This window comes from Legionella busanensis, assembly GCF_900461525.1.
Classification (GTDB): Bacteria; Pseudomonadota; Gammaproteobacteria; order Legionellales; family Legionellaceae; genus Legionella_C; species Legionella_C busanensis.
The window spans coordinates 1,917,482-1,933,308 of the sequence record NZ_UGOD01000001.1; the positions used below are offsets into that span (position 1 = coordinate 1,917,482).

Below are 15,827 nucleotides of genomic sequence, written 5' to 3' on the forward strand. Positions count from 1 at the left end.
TGTTGAATTCTGTTCTGAGAAATTGGCTTTACTTTGAAACTTAATCTATATAAATATTAAATAATTATTAAATTATACCCGCGGCAAAAATTCAGTTGGATTAACTGGTTGCCCTGCTTTTCTAATTTCAAAGTGAACCCCCCAAAATTTCCTATTCACAATACCCATGTCGGCAATAATCTGGCCAGCTTTAACAATTTGGCCCTCTTTCACGCGATTATGCGAATTATTTCCATATGCGGTAAGAAATTGATCACTATGTTTAATTATAATCAAATTTCCATAACCTGCTAACCCATTTCCTGCATAAGCGACAATCCCTGATGACGCTGCATAAACAACGCCACCTTTTTTACCAGCAATATTTATGCCTTTTTTACCAAAATTTGGATTAAAGTTACTAACTACCTTACCATATGCTGGCCAAACCCAATGTCCTGTGGCTTTAGAAGGAACTTTTTGGTGAGTTAAAGGCTTAGCGATATATCTAGATTCAAGCTGCCAAGATAACGCTTTAGAGCTGTAATGTGGTATTTTTAATACTTGTCCAACATGAAGCCTTGATTTTTGTAAGTGGTTATATCTTAATAGCTCCCGAAAATCTAAATCATAGCGAAAAGCTATTGCATAAATAGTTTCTTCAGAGCGAACAACATGTTTTGCAGGCCTGCCTAGATATGAATGCCATTTTAACTCTTCTACAGGCGCCACATAATCTCGTTCATGACAACCTACTAACCCAGGAAGTAGAAATAAATAAAAAAATTTCCGCATAATCTCCTTGAAAAACAAATTAGCCTAAACAATTAAGTTAGCTATTCTAGATGTAATATTATTCGCTGATTTTTATTTCTATTTAACCTTTCTTAAACAACTAAGTCAGCTCAATCTTTTCTACCCATGTCGTTAATTCTTTAAATACTTTAAGGTGAGTCATATCTAAATGAAGTGGGGTGATAGAGACAAAGTTATGGCTAACGGCATAAAAATCTGTACCAGGGCCTGCATCAGCTTCTATACCAGGAGGGCCAATCCAATAAATAGGACGACCACGTGGGTCAACATCTTTAACGATAGGCTCTGCACCATGACGAGCGCCTAGCCGAGTTACCTGAAACCCTTTAATTTTAGATAAAGGTAAATCAGGGACATTAACATTTAATATCGTTTGTATAGGTAACATTTTAGGTCGCATTTTAGAGACTAATTTACGCGCAATTATCGCAGCAGTATCAAAATGCTTAATATTATCGCCTACCATTGAAAAAGCTAGTGCAGGGAAACCTAAATATCGTCCTTCAACGGCAGCAGCAACTGTACCTGAATACAGCGTATCATCTCCTAAATTTGCACCATCATTAATGCCTGAAACAACAATGTCTGCAACATTATCTAGGAGCCCTGTTAAAGCTAAATGCACACAATCTGTAGGCGTACCCTCTACACTATAAAAACCATTCTCAAGCCTTGCCACATGTACAGGTTTTGTTAAAGTTAAAGAATTACTAGAACCACTTTGGTTTCTATCAGGCGCTACAACATCAATGTCTGCAATTTTAGCCATTTCGTTAGCCAATGCGCGAATACCGGGTGCATATACTCCATCATCATTACTTATTAAAATTCTCATGGCCTACTCTCAGGTGATTCCAACCACTTTACTATAGCTAAACGTGTTTTTAATTCTTGCTTATCTTGATCAATTTTCTCTTTTAACATAGATTGTTTGGGATTTTGCTCCAATTCATTTTGTGTTTTTGCTAATTGTATTTGTAAGCTTAAGATTTTTTGGCCAAATCGTTGTGGATTTAACTGCAATTCAAAAGCAAAACGGTTCATATCTTTAGCGATATCATTAAGTTTGTCACAGCTTATAGAAGGCTGCTTACCAGGGCACTCTTTAAGTGTAGCTTGCAATACGCGTGGATTATTACGATAATATTCTTCATCATGAGCCATACAGCTTGTTAAAAAAAGCATCATAAGGCATCCTATTAAGCGTTTAACCATATTAACCTCTTGGTTATAAAATTAAAGATGTTAACATTAGTTACCTCGTTCTGCCATGTGCGGTTCTTGATTATTTTTGTAAGCCACTTTAATTGAATTAATTGTACCAATTGGCTATTTTACGCAATTTATTTTAAAGATAATAATTATGTTAGATTTTGATATTTCTCGAGATGAAGAAACAGGTGAGCTATATCTTGAAACGTCCATCACTGGTAAAGCGCTATTAACCTTACCTCAACTAAATAAAAGCACTGCTTTTACTTTTGATGAAAGACGAGAATTTGGCTTACTAGGAAAATTACCACATCGCGTTGAAACACTTGAAGAACAAGTCAAACGTACTTATTTGCAGTTTTCAAGTTATAAAACGAGCCTACAGCAAAATATTTATCTCAATAACTTACATGATAAAAATCAAATTTTATTTTATAAACTGGTTAGCCGCCATTTAGCGGAAATGCTGCCAACCATTTATACGCCAATTGTAGGTACAGCTGTAAAACGCTTTAGTCATGAATACCGTCAATCAAGAGGGTTATATATTGCCCACTCGGACAAAAATCAAATTGAAGAAATTCTTGGCAATCGCTCTAATCCTGAAATTGATGTTATCGTTGTTACCGATGGTGAAGGGGTTCTTGGCATTGGTGATCAAGGCATTGGTGGCATGGATATACCTGTCGCGAAACTTATGGTTTACAGCTTATGCGGCGGAATTAACCCAACCCGCACTTTGCCCGTCTTTTTAGATGTTGGCACTAATAATACCGAACTACTTAGCGATCCTTTTTATCTAGGCTGTAGACACCCTAGAATTAATGCCGAACAATATGATGCATTTATCGAAACATTTGTTAAAGCTGTTCACAAAAACTTTCCTAATGCTTTTTTACATTGGGAAGACTTTGGTCGTGGTAATGCAAGACGAATTTTAGATCGGTTTAAAAATGAATTATGTACCTTTAATGATGATATTCAAGGAACAGGCGCTGTTACATTAGCCGCTTTACTTGCAGCTTGTGATGTGACTGGCAAGAAAATACACGAACATCGTATTGTTGTTTTTGGTGCCGGCTCAGCAGGTACAGGAATTAGCGATCAAATTGTTGATGCTTTTGTGAGGCTTGGTATAAAAGCAGAAGAAGCTTACGATAATTTTTGGTTAATTGATCGCCAAGGCCTGTTAATGGAGCATGATTTAGAACTTACTAATGCGCAAAAACCTTATGCTCGCAAACTCGATGATATTGCTGATTGGTCTATTAATGAAAAACAATATCCTTCTTTAACGGATACCATTCGACATGTTAAACCGTCTATATTAATTGGTTGTTCAGCACAACCCGGCGCTTTTTCGCAAGATATTGTTGAAATTATGACTAATAATTGCGAACGACCTATTATTTTCCCACTTTCTAATCCTGATGATAAATGTGAAGCGCAGCCGGCAGATATTTTAAACTGGAGCCAAGGCAAAGCTCTTATTGCAACAGGAACTGCTTTTCCAGCTGTTGAATATCAAAATCGCCTAGTTGAGATAGCCCAATGCAATAATGCCTTAGTCTTTCCAGGAATTGGATTAGGTGTTTTAGCAGTTCAAGCTAGTCGCCTTTCAAAAAGAATGATCTGGGCAGCCGCCGAAGCCTTAAGTGAATTTGCCCCCAGTAGAAAAGATAGCTTCCTACCTCTTCTTCCTTCACTAGATGATGCCCAAACAGTTGCAAAATATATCGCCATTGCAGTTGCTAAAACAGCCCTTGAAGAAAATTTAGCCGAGCAAAATCAAGAAGCGGACTTAGAAAGAATAATTAATGATTTATTTTGGGAGCCTCGCTATTTACCGTTTCGCAAAAGAAAATCAAAAGTAGATAATTACTTATAGAATAAGTTAGTAGTGGTTTAATTTATAAACTATTTATCATTGTATTTAAGTAAAAAATTATTGCGCACTAACAGGTGTATCTCGAAATCGAACTGTCACGATTTGGGACCTTCCTCCCTGATTTTCCCAAGGTCTTGCATAGCTAAAAATAAGGGAGGTAACACTTGGAGTGACAGCACCATTTATTATTTCAAAAGTAAAAACAGTTTGACCACCGGCACCCATTAGCTCTGAGTTAGGTGGATTAAATTGATTAGAAACCAAACGCAATAATGATCTATCGTAGTTATGCAAAGTCCATTGATAACCTGTCGTTGGATTAGCAGGTAATATCACTTGAAATTGAGTATCTGTCGGCTTAAGATTTATGGTCATAGGCTTATAACTTGTAGCAGCATAAGTAGCTGTAATAATACATAGTAATATTGTAGTAGCACATATCGCTTTCATATTAACCTCCTAAGCGTTATCTACTTAAATATAAGTTCAAAATACAGGCTATAAACCATCTTTGTCTTTTATATATCACAAGACTTTCGTGTTGGTCTGATATATAGACTAAGCATCTTATATTTTAAGTTTAATGGATATAGAAAGCGTTTTGTCCCTTATACCTGACTTATTATTTTAAGTATAAGCTGAATTTAAAAACTAGTTTAGTCATCGCTTTACAAGCTATGCTAACTTGCAAAACTAAGGAAGAGTTACTGATGAAAGCAATTGGATACAAAAGAGCTGGTGCGCCTGATGTTTTAGAGGATTTAGATTTACCTATACCTAAAGCTCAAGGGCATGATTTATTAGTAGAAATAAAAGCCATTGCAGTTAATCCTGTTGACTGTAAAGCCCGGGCTTATCTTGTTCTACCTAAAGAAGGGCAATATCAAATTCCAGGTTGGGACGCAGTAGGTATTGTGAAAGAAGTGGGCGATCAAGTTTCTTTATTTAAACCTGGTGATGAAGTTTGGTATGCAGGTGCTATTAATCGCCAAGGTTGTAATAGTGAATACCATTTAGTTGATGAACGAATCGTAGGTTTTAAACCTAAAGCGCTTTCCTATAGCCAAGCTGCTGCATTACCTTTAACAACGCTCACTGCTTGGGAGTTGTTATTTGATCGTTTAAATATTAAAAAAGATGAAAAATCGACTATCCTTATCACGGGTACCGCCGGGGGCGTAGGTTCTATCTTAACTCAATTGGCAAGACAGTTAACGTCTTTAACCATTATTGGTACTGCTTCTAGACCTGAATCTCAAACGTGGGTAAAAAATAATGGCGCTCATCATGTTTTAAATCATAATCAACCTCTTAAACCCCAGTTAACTAACGTCGGAATAGATGAAGTCGATTATGTGATTAGCTTAACTCATACAGATCAACATGCTTTAGATTTAATAAATTGCCTTAAACCACAAGGTAAATTTGCTCTGATTGATGATCCTATGCAATTAGACTTTAAAGCCTTCAAACTAAAAAGTATTTCTATCCATTGGGAACTTATGTTCACTCGATCAATGTTTATGACTGCTGATTTAATTAAACAACATGAAATTTTAAACGAAGCTGCACAATTAGTTGAAAAGGGTTTAATTAAAACAACACTTAATGAGCAATTTGGTGTTATTAATGCTGCTAATTTACGTCGTGCCCATGCCTTACTTGAAAGTGAACGTTCCGTAGGTAAGATTGTCTTAGAGGGATTTAATTAGAAAGCTAGTCACTATAAAATAGTTTGAGGCTTAAATTTATTAAGCCTCAAAGTAACCTAACTGTAAGGATTTGTTAAAATTAATTAAATTTAAGTTTAATAAACTTTGTCTAACTCTTATTCTACCCTTTTATTACCGAAAACTAACTACCATCATTAAAAATGGTTGGTTGACAGGTTTTTTTTCTTGATAAATACTAGAGCCTGATGACATTAAGTATCACCCAATGTCAACAGGCCCTAACTTTTGTCTAATTTATCAGACAAATAAAACTTACTTTTATTTATTAGTAAGATATTCAAAATGAAATTATTAAAAAACGGTAAACATACTACTCTCTCGAATAGTTCATGATTTGATATCCAAATGTAAGTTTATCATTAATAAGTTTTAATCATAAAACTAAAAAGTTAAGTTTAATTTATAGCTTGTTGTCTTATCTAGTAAATCTTATTAACTCAAAAAAGGAGTTTTGAATGAAATATCTTTTATGTGGGTTAAGTGCTTTAATTTCTTTTTCAGCTTCTGCTGCTATATCTTCTAAAGCACTAACGATCGCCCAACCAACAACCTGCGTTGCTGCACAATTTTCATCTTCAGGCACTCAACATTGGAAACAAGTCACTTTAAAATTAACAAATAATTGCGGAAAACCTGTCGATTTTCAAAATGTGAGTATTACATTTAAAAGTAAAACCGCTGTGAATACAGATTTTTGGGGAGACTTTGCGCCACTTCCTTATCCGGATAATAATTTAACTATTACTTCACAGCTACAATCTGATAATAACTTTTTAGCAACACTTAACCTTCATTTCCCTACCTATCCTGGCATCCCTATCAATCCCAGCACAACAATGTTACCCGTAGGTAGTTCTATTCTAATTAAATACGGTGTTCCATCCGAAGATCATATTGAGGGAACCACCAACGTTTACCTACAAACTGCACCTAGCACCGGAACAATTCGTTTAAAGAATAGCTCTACAAAACCTACCAATGTCACTCAGAATTATGCGCTTGTTCACATTACAATGAATGGACAAAATGTACGAGATGTACAGTTAGGTTGGGGAGCAACTTTAGATCTTACTGGTTTAGCAACAGGAAATTATACTATTTCACCTGAAAATGTAACAAATACGACCGGCAGTACTTATCAAGGTAGTGCTGCACCAAGTACTGTACAACTTTCTGCTGATCAAACTGTTACTTCTACAATCACTTATACTTTAGTGCAAAATGCGGGCAAGATTAGTTTCAGAGTACAAGCCTTACCAGCGGAGTTAACTGGGTATACTGCTAATCCTAGTGTTTTATTGACAGACACAGCAACTAATACCTCCGTTTCCCAAGCCGTAACTTGGAATTCTACAACCACTGCTTCGCAATTAAAGAATGGTAGTACATATCGCTTTTCTACAGCACCAATTAATTATAACAATTATAATTGTACACCTACGTTTGCGCCGACTAGCGCTATAGCGAATGCAACAACGCCACCTATTGTTAATTTAACTTATCGTTGTGTTCAAGTTGCTCAAGCGGCCGTTACTATTAATGTACGTAATGCACCTACTACACTTACATCATTGAGAGTCACATTGACACCTAATGATAATACGGCACCTATTGCGCAAGTTATTAACCTAACAAATGGATCCGGCTCTAAAGTAATTAATTTAACGCAAGGCGCTATATATACTGTATCAGCTGAAAATGTGGCTGGCTATTCTGTTACTTTTTCACCACAGCCTTTAACTGCAACAGCTAATGCGATTGAAACAATTACATTTACTAAAAATACCGAACCTGCGGGAGGTAGGTTAATCACCTATATACCTGGTTGGAAAACACCACCTACTGCTCAAGCTTTAGCAAGTGCCGGTTATACCCATGCTATGATTGCCTTTGGTGTATTTAGTACATCCACGCCCGGCGTTATTGTTCCTGCTTTTGATACAGTTACCAAAGAATATATTCAATCTCTGCATAATGCCGGTATTAAAGCTATTCTTTCTCTAGGCGGGGCTTTAACCAGTATTCCAAATACCAGCGTTGATTTTCATCAAGTTCTAAGCGCTGCATCTTCGCCACAAGCTTTTCAACAGACTTTTATCAATTCATTAAATGGATTAATAACACAGTATGGTTTTGATGGCTTTGATATTGATATCGAACATGGCATAAATGCTGGTGGCACTTTTTCACAACCACAAGGTGATATTGCTGTTTTAGCTAGTATAATTAACACCATGTATCAGCAAAAACCTTCTTTATTAATTACCCTAACACCGCAAGTCGCAAACGTTGCAGCAACAAGTGGCTTTGATGCGACCTGGGGAAATTATGCCTCTCTAGTAATGCAAACTCACAATTCTTTAGCATGGGTTGGGATTCAATTATATAACACTGGCTGTGCATTCGGCATTGATTTAGTTTGCTATGGTCCTACTCCAACTAGCTCACCAAATTTCAGCGTCGCTATGGCTACTGACTTACTTGAAAATTGGCCCGCTACTGTTAATGGTCGCGCTACTGGTTTTCAACCCTATATTAGTTATTTAAAGCCAAGTCAAGTCGTTATTGGTTATCCAGCACCGAATGCAAGTGGCGCTAGTGATGGCTCGCCTGTGACACCCACTAGTACTATTAAGCGTGCTATTCAATGTTTAAAAACAGCAACAATAGGCAGCACAAGTTGTGATACTTATGTGCCCCCCCGTGCTTATGGCTTAATTGGTGGTGTTTTTAATTGGGAAGTGACTTATGATCAAAACAATAACTTTAAGTTTGCGACTGATCTTAAAAATTGTGTAATTAATGGTAATTGTTCTTAACTCTTCTGTGCGCCCTAAAGGCGCACATTCTCCCTTTCCAATTTACTTCCTAGTTCATAAGCTTTCTGCCTAAACTATTAAAGATAAGACAAGACCTTTAGCAAAAAACAAAAAACGCGCAGCGCACAAAACCACATGTGCATCTCGAAGATATTTTTTTAAAAACTGGCTATCTATAGCAGTTTGGAAAGAGGTCTATTTTAAAACTTGATCTTATTTACTAGACAAGCGATCATTTTGTTTTTGCCTTAAGAAGGAATTCAGCGTGGAACGTGAAATAATGGAATACGATGTTATTATTGTCGGCGGAGGCCCTTCAGGCTTAAGTGCTGCAATTAAATTAAAACAATTAGCTTCCCTTGCTAAAACTGACATAAGTATTTGTATTTTAGAAAAAGGCGCCCAGATAGGTGCTCATATTATTTCAGGAGCTATTCTTGAACCTAGAAGCCTAAAAGAGTTATTACCTGACAACTGGCAAGAGGCTCCTTTTAATACCCCCGTTAAGGAAGATATCTTTTATCTTTTTACTGCGAAAAAAGCTATTCGTTTTCCAAAGCCACCACAAATGCATAATGATGGTAATTTTATTATTAGTTTAGGTGAGTTATGTCAATTTTTAGCAAAAAAAGCTGAGGAACTAGGATGCGAAATTTATCCAGGATTCCCCGCAGCTGACATTCTTTATAACCCACAAGGCGAAGTTATCGGTGTGGCTACAGGTGAAGTTGGCATAGATAAACAAGGCAATAAGACTCCCAATTATCAACCAGGTATGCATTTACTCGCAAAACAGACCTTATTTGCTGAAGGTTGTCGAGGACAACTTAGCCAAAATCTGATGAATCGTTTTAATTTAAGACAAGACTCTCAACCGCAAACATATGGCATTGGCATTAAAGAAGTCTGGCAGGTTAAATCAGAAAAACATCAGGCTGGAAAAGTGATCCACTCTTTTGGCTGGCCTTTAAATCAGAAAACTTATGGCGGCTCTTTTATTTATCATATGGCAAATAATCAAGTTGCTTTGGGTTTTGTCATAGGATTAGATTACGAAAATCCATGGCTTAATCCCTTTAATGAGATGCAGCGTTTAAAGACGCATCCCTTTGTAAGTGATTTGTTAGCAGGCGGGGAACGAATTAACTATGGCGCTCGTGCGATTAATGAGGGAGGATGGCAATCTTTACCAAAGTTTACTTTTCCAGGCGGTGCTTTAATTGGTGATGCAGCAGGTTTTTTAAATGTACCTAAGATTAAAGGGATTCATGCAGCTATGAAATCCGGTATGTTGGCAGCAGAGGCTTGTTTTGAAACCTTAAAGAGTTCTCAAGAATCTGAAAATAAACCTATAGAGTTAACACTCTATTCGCAAAAGTTTAAAGAATCTTGGCTTGCACAAGAGTTATTTAGAGTTCGTAATATTCGCCCAGGATTTAAATATGGTTTATGGGCCGGATTAGCAAATGGCGTTTTTGAAACTATTACCCAAGGTTATGTACCTTGGACACTTAAACATCGAGCTGATCACACAACTTTACATTTAGCAGATAAAAGTAAAAAAATTGATTACCCTAAGCCTGATGGTGTTTTAACATTTGATCGCCTCTCCTCTGTTTTTTTAACCAACACCTATCATGAAGAAAATCAGCCTTCTCATCTTAAACTTCGGGAGCCTGAACTTGCTATCGACATTAATTATAAACTTTATGCTTCTCCTGAAATAAGGTATTGCCCTGCTGGCGTTTATGAAATAATTGAAGAAGAAACAGGACCACGACTACAAATTAATGCCCAAAACTGCATACATTGTAAAACATGCGATATTAAAGATCCAAAGCAGAATATTATTTGGACTGCACCGGAAGGCGGCGGTGGTCCTAATTATGTTAATATGTAAGGCCTATTTACAATACACCTATCGCCTACGTGCCGCGAACATATCGCGGCATATAGACGTAAGAATTTACTAACAAATCACTTAGCTCATCTGAATTTCATTAGTATAATTAACAATAGTTTGAGTTGGTGCTATTGCTTTTACCTTGTTGAGTAAATCAGGCATTAAACTTGAAAGCCAATTTACCATAGGATCAAAATGTGCATATAATTGTGACTGGGCGCTATATTGTTGATGAGGTAAAGAGGTCATCTTAACGATGACCATAATTAAAGCAACCATAAAAATACCTCTTACAAATCCAAATACCATGCCTAATAACCGATCAGTTCCACTTAAACCTGAGCGCTTTAACAGAAACCCTAGTAATGTATTAACTATGGCACCAATAAAAATTGTGGCTATAAGTAACGCGACAAAAGTAACAATGTTTCGTGCTGTTTTATCCTGAATATAATTTTGCAGCCATGGATCTAAATAATGTGAATAGCGAAAAGCAACCCACAAAGCGATGGCCCATACGCACAGGGCAACTAACTCTTTTACAAAACCACGAAATAGGCCCGTTAATACAGACAGTAAAATAATACTAAGTATAACTAAATCAATCCAATTCCATTGCATAATTAACTTATCCTTGTAGTAACAATGAGCCCCTGCAATTGCATTGTATTTGCTAAACGCTGTTGCAGAAGTATTGCTTGTTGCTTTTGATTTAGCTGACCTACTATAACTCGATATACCACACCATTTTTACTAGCTACTTTAGTATAAGAGGCTTGATAACCTTTGCTTTTCAATTTATTAACTAAGGCAAGGGCATTACTTTGCTGTGAAAAAGTCCCTAGCTGTACAGCATAATAATTATTGCTATTGCTTGTCTTTAAAGACTTCCCTTTCACTAATAGATTTTTTGAATTCTGAACCGGTGCAATATAACTATTGGGAAGTTGTTGCTTTTTAACAGTGGCAACTGTAACTTTTACACTTGAAGTAGGTTCCGGTGTTTTTAGTCTTTGAGTAACTATGATTTGATCATTAGGTTTAAGTGTTTCTTTAGTAGCAATAACAATTGTTGATTTTAAATCATTTAGAGCGCTAATAGGTTCAGCCTTTACTATAACAGCAGATTTACTATCATCTGGAACCGCTGGAATATTAACATGAGCAACTTTCATAGTCTTAAAGACTTGCTGTTTTTCCGGAAGAGCTACTTTAGGAGCAATAGGTTTTGGCGGTAATTGAATAGAAATAGTTTGATCAAAACGATGGCTAGATTTTTTTATAAGAGCAGGGGCAAAAATAGTGCCAATAGACACAATAACCGCAACGCCGATTAATCTATGTTTTAATCGTTCATCAATTATTAATTTCATAGCCATTCCTTAAAGTGCTAAAACTATTTTTAAAATAGTTGCTCTCATTAAGAGAGGCAGATAAGATTGCGCCCACTATTATAAAAGAGCCAAAAACTACAATTAAATCATGACCTTCTGCCTCTTTACAAGCAGCTTGATATGCCAAAAATGGACTATTATAACATATATTTAAATTTATATCGTTGGCAGCTAAAGATGAAATCAACTGATTAGCTGACGCTGCTCTTTTTCCAGGTAGTAATGTGGGATACCAAAAATGAACAACATCTTTAAGCGGTTTAATCATTCCTATAATATCTTTATCAGCAAATGCTGAAAAAACAGCATGCACCTTTACATTAGGATAATGAGTCTTTAGATAATGAGCTAAGTATTGAACTGCTTGCGGATTATGAGCTACATCTAAGAGTGTGCGCTTAAGTTTAGTAATAATTTGACAACGTCCAGCGAGTTTGATTTTTTTGATTCCATCAACATAACTATCAGCTTTAATGGGTAGATATTTTTTTAGACAAAAAGTGGCCATTAATGCAGCTGCAATTGAATTTGGATGAAAAGACATTTGAGGTATCGTAAGATTAATATTTTGATAGGAAAACTTTATTTTATCATCGACTAACTCATAGCTGAATTCTTGGTTTTTGCGATAAACAGGCGCTTCACAACTTGCTGCTTTATTTAATATACTTTTTGGTGGATTTTCATCAGCATAAATAACAGGTTTATTAGGACGAATAATACCTGCTTTTTCATAACCAATTTTTTCTAATGTATTCCCTAAGTAATCTTCATGATCATAATCAACAGTTGTAATAATTGCTAAATCAGCGTCAATACAATTGACTGCATCAAGACGGCCGCCTAATCCTACTTCAAGTATAATTAAATCTAAACATTGCTGCTTAAAATGCCATAAAGCTGCTAACGTTGCGATTTCAAAATAAGTTAATGCAATGGAACCCCTTGCTTTATCGATAATATTAAATGCTTCTATTAGTTCTAAATCGGTAATAGGCTTTTGATTAACACAAATACGTTCGTTAAAATTTATTAAATGGGGCGATGTATAGGTCGCTACTTTGTACCCTGCTTGTTTATAAATTGCTTCCAAAGAAGCAACTGTTGAACCCTTTCCATTTGTACCACCAACAGTAATAATAACTGCATTGAAATTAAGGACATCTAAGGTAGTTGCAACTTCCGTAATACGCTCTAAGCCCAGCTGGATAGTTTGCACATGACGACGCTCTAAATCATCAAGCCACTGCGATAAATTTTTTTCTTTAATCATATTACTATTTATGAATTAATTTAGAGATCAACTCTGCAATAGTAGGTCGTAGTGATTTGCGTTCTAAAATCATATCAATGTGACCATGTTCTAATAAAAATTCACTACGTTGAAAACCTTCTGGTAGCGTCTGTCGCACAGTTTGCTCAATAACACGTGGTCCAGCAAATCCTATTAAGGCATTAGGTTCAGCAATGATAATATCACCTAAACTGGCAAAGCTTGCTGACACGCCGCCCATTGTAGGATCTGTTAAAACCACAATAAAGGGAAGTTTAGTTTCGCCAAAACGAGCTAAAGCTGCAGATGTTTTAGCCATTTGCATCAAAGAAAACAGCCCTTCTTGCATGCGCGCGCCACCACTTGCAGTAAAGCAAATATAAGGACGTTGTTCATCCGTAGCTATATTTATGGCTCTGACAAATTTTTCACCAACAGTGGCGCCCATAGAGCCACCCATAAAATTAAATTCAAATGCACTAACTACAACTGGATGGGACTCCAAGTTGCCTTTCATAACTATTAACGCTTCTTTCTCACCTGTTGCTTTTTGAGCTTGGCTAATTCTATCTTTATATTTTTTTGAATCTTTAAACTTTAACCGATCAACAGGTTCTAAATTAGCTGCAATTTCTTCTCGAGGTGATTTATCTAAAAATTGATCTAGGCGCTCTCTTGCTGTAATTCGATGATGGTAATTGCAGGTTGGGCAGATTGATAAATTTTTTATAAGCTCAGTGCTATATAAAACTGAATTACACCCCTGACATTTCACCCATAACCCTTCCGGTACTCCTTTTTTTTGACTAGATTCCGTCTTAATAATAGAAGGTAATAATTTCTTAAGCCAACTCATAAACTAAACCTATACATATTGAATGGTGATAGTATAACGCGAAATTAAATTAAAAGTTAGCAGGCATTTCATAACTAACTTAAAACAGAAATTACGCCTTATAATAACTTAAAGTACCTAACGTTTAACTAAATCAAGTATCTATTAAATTTTCAATGGATCAAATTGAAATTGCCTTAGTCTATCTATAAGATTGGCAAGCTTTTTATCTTAAAAATTTGGACTTAAGCAAGGATTTGGAACATGTATTTTAAATTAAATATAAGTGATGATTTACTTACTGATATTAAAGCAATTGACCCTCATATAACTATACTTGATTTAAGCCAAATTAATTTTAGCGATAAAACAGGATTAGAAATAACTCAAATTTTTAAAGCTATTCCTCCCAAAGTTCATTACCTTAAATTAGGTTGGAATCAACTTGGTGATAAGGCTGCCGAAGATTTAGTAGCAGCTTTCGTAGCTATTCCGGCCCATATAACTACGCTTGATTTACGATGGAACAGACTAAATAAGCTTGGGGCTAACTTGAAGAAAGCGTTTGCTGCTATTCCTATGAATGTAATAGCCTTAAATTTAAGCGTCAATGATTTAGGAAACCTAAATGGCCAAGACTTGCTCGATGCTCTAGCAACTATCCCAGCAAATATAAATTCTCTTAATTTAAGTGCAAACAATTTATCTAATAGAACTACAAAAGAATTAATGCAATTACTTGCATCACTTCCTGCAACTATTACTAAACTCGATTTAGGTGAAAATGAGTTTTATATTAAAACAGGGATTGAATTAGCTAAAATATTTTCCGCTCTTCCATTTAAGCTTACTTGTCTTAATTTAAGTGGCAATGACCTAGCTAATCTTACAGCTGGAGGCTTTTCTAAAATTTTTTTTAATATCTCAGCTAAGATAAGTATACTCAATTTAAGTTCGAATAACTTAGGCAATATAAATAGTGAAGAGTTAGCACAACTTTTTGCTGCTATTCCAACAAGTGTCGTAGAGCTTAATTTAAGTAATAACGACTTCTCAAACATGTCGGGTGAAGAATTAGCATCTACACTTGCTGCGGTTTCTAAACATGTCATTACACTAAATTTAAGTGGTAATAATTTATCAAGTATGACTAGTAAAGACTTAGCAGAAGCCTTGGCATCTATTCCACCAAATGTAACCAGCTTAGATTTAAGCTACAACCATTTTGCTGAAATGAGTGGGAAAAACTTAAAACAAGTTTTAGCTGCTATTCCCTTAAGTGTCACCCATCTTAATTTAAGTTGGAATGACTTCAATTTAGAGTGGCTACAAGATGGTGTATCAAATGATTTGTTACAAATTTTTTCAGAAATGCCTACAAATATAAATAGCTTAGACTTAAGCGGAAGTAAATTGAATACTGAAAATATACTGGATTTATCTCGGTTTTTCATTGCTATACCAGCTAATATTAAAAATTTAAATTTACAAAGAACAGGCTTAAATTTAATTTCTGCAGAGAATTTTCAAAAATTAAAAGGCTCTTTAACTTATATTAAAACTTTAACACTTAGTTATAATGAAATTCATGCCATGTCACCCTGCCAACGCCAATCATTAAAGGCAATCATTCCTAATATTCGACAGATAATATTAAGTGAAAATGATCAAGATATATTAGAGCCCTTTAGTAATTTACTTTATCAACGATATTTATGGGAGCTTGGTGATAGAAATAATCCCCCTTCTCTACTTAATTGGTGTACGTTTTACACAGTAAAGAAAATGCTTAATACTGAAAGTACACCTAATAAAATCGTTTTACCTGATGAAATAAAAGAACTGACAGGCCAAGTTCCTATTGATTATCTAGAGAACGCTATACTATAACTTTTATTAATAAGCAATTTTTAAAAACTGATAGCGTAAAAGAGGATTTTATATAAAACTTAATTTAAAGTTTTGCAAAAAAAAG

General features: G+C 35.5%; 13 protein-coding genes. 5 read left to right on the top strand and 8 right to left on the bottom strand.

What is annotated here, in order from left to right; genetic code table 11:
* Positions 1–72 precede the first annotated feature (72 nt).
* The 3 genes from DYH30_RS08540 to DYH30_RS08550 all read right to left on the bottom strand — a co-directional run bounded on the left by DYH30_RS08540 (position 73) and on the right by DYH30_RS08550 (position 1,983).
* On the bottom strand, positions 73–774 hold the full coding sequence (locus DYH30_RS08540; RefSeq protein WP_115331258.1) for a peptidoglycan DD-metalloendopeptidase family protein: 702 nt from the start codon (positions 772–774) through the stop codon (positions 73–75).
* A gap of 100 nt (positions 775–874) precedes the next feature.
* Positions 875–1,630 carry a 5'/3'-nucleotidase SurE gene (gene surE, locus DYH30_RS08545; RefSeq protein ID WP_115331259.1) on the bottom strand — a complete coding sequence of 252 codons (756 nt, stop codon included), beginning with the start codon at positions 1,628–1,630 and terminating at the stop codon, positions 875–877.
* On the bottom strand, positions 1,627–1,983 hold the full coding sequence (locus tag DYH30_RS08550; protein ID WP_115331260.1) for a hypothetical protein: 357 nt from the start codon (positions 1,981–1,983) through the stop codon (positions 1,627–1,629). The genes surE and DYH30_RS08550 overlap by 4 nt, the downstream gene beginning before the upstream one ends.
* 175 nt (positions 1,984–2,158) lie before the next feature.
* On the opposite strand from DYH30_RS08550, the gene DYH30_RS08555 reads away from it, so the two are divergent.
* Positions 2,159–3,895, top strand: coding sequence for an NAD-dependent malic enzyme (locus DYH30_RS08555; RefSeq protein WP_115331261.1), 1,737 nt, complete (start codon positions 2,159–2,161; stop codon positions 3,893–3,895).
* 57 nt (positions 3,896–3,952) lie between these two features.
* Here the strand turns inward: DYH30_RS08555 and DYH30_RS08560 are convergent, their stop codons facing one another.
* Complete coding sequence (locus DYH30_RS08560) at positions 3,953–4,345, bottom strand: protease inhibitor I42 family protein (RefSeq protein WP_207385764.1); 393 nt, start codon at positions 4,343–4,345, stop codon at positions 3,953–3,955.
* A gap of 260 nt (positions 4,346–4,605) precedes the next feature.
* Here DYH30_RS08560 and DYH30_RS08565 point away from each other — a divergent pair, with 260 nt between their 5' ends.
* From DYH30_RS08565 to DYH30_RS08575, 3 genes are all read left to right on the top strand, one after another.
* A complete protein-coding gene (locus tag DYH30_RS08565) occupies positions 4,606–5,607 on the top strand; it encodes a zinc-binding alcohol dehydrogenase family protein (RefSeq protein ID WP_115331262.1) in 1,002 nt (333 codons plus the stop codon).
* A 476-nt stretch (positions 5,608–6,083) separates the two neighbouring features.
* Entirely contained in the window at positions 6,084–8,447 is a 2,364-nt protein-coding gene (locus tag DYH30_RS08570) for a glycosyl hydrolase family 18 protein (protein ID WP_115331263.1), read from the top strand.
* 265 nt (positions 8,448–8,712) lie between these two features.
* Positions 8,713–10,347, top strand: coding sequence for an electron transfer flavoprotein-ubiquinone oxidoreductase (locus DYH30_RS08575; protein ID WP_115331264.1), 1,635 nt, complete (start codon positions 8,713–8,715; stop codon positions 10,345–10,347).
* An 81-nt stretch (positions 10,348–10,428) separates the two neighbouring features.
* Here DYH30_RS08575 and DYH30_RS08580 read toward each other — a convergent pair whose 3' ends face one another.
* The 4 genes from DYH30_RS08580 to accD are packed head-to-tail and all read right to left on the bottom strand — an operon-like array spanning position 10,429 to position 13,873.
* Positions 10,429–10,971 carry a CvpA family protein gene (locus DYH30_RS08580; protein ID WP_115331265.1) on the bottom strand — a complete coding sequence of 181 codons (543 nt, stop codon included), beginning with the start codon at positions 10,969–10,971 and terminating at the stop codon, positions 10,429–10,431.
* Positions 10,972–10,973: 2 nt separating this feature from the next.
* The gene (locus DYH30_RS08585; protein ID WP_160116182.1) at positions 10,974–11,723 is read right to left on the bottom strand and encodes an SPOR domain-containing protein; all 750 of its coding nucleotides are present in this window, start codon (positions 11,721–11,723) and stop codon (positions 10,974–10,976) included.
* Positions 11,707–13,017: a bifunctional tetrahydrofolate synthase/dihydrofolate synthase gene (folC, locus tag DYH30_RS08590; RefSeq protein WP_115331267.1), complete on the bottom strand. Its 1,311-nt coding sequence runs from the start codon at positions 13,015–13,017 to the stop codon at positions 11,707–11,709. The genes DYH30_RS08585 and folC overlap by 17 nt, the downstream gene beginning before the upstream one ends.
* A 4-nt stretch (positions 13,018–13,021) precedes the next feature.
* Positions 13,022–13,873, bottom strand: a complete 852-nt coding sequence (accD, locus tag DYH30_RS08595) for an acetyl-CoA carboxylase, carboxyltransferase subunit beta (RefSeq protein WP_115331268.1) — start codon at positions 13,871–13,873, stop codon at positions 13,022–13,024.
* A 243-nt stretch (positions 13,874–14,116) separates the two neighbouring features.
* Here accD and DYH30_RS08600 point away from each other — a divergent pair, with 243 nt between their 5' ends.
* The gene (locus DYH30_RS08600) at positions 14,117–15,742 is read left to right on the top strand and encodes a leucine-rich repeat domain-containing protein (protein WP_115331269.1); all 1,626 of its coding nucleotides are present in this window, start codon (positions 14,117–14,119) and stop codon (positions 15,740–15,742) included.
* Positions 15,743–15,827 lie beyond the last annotated feature (85 nt).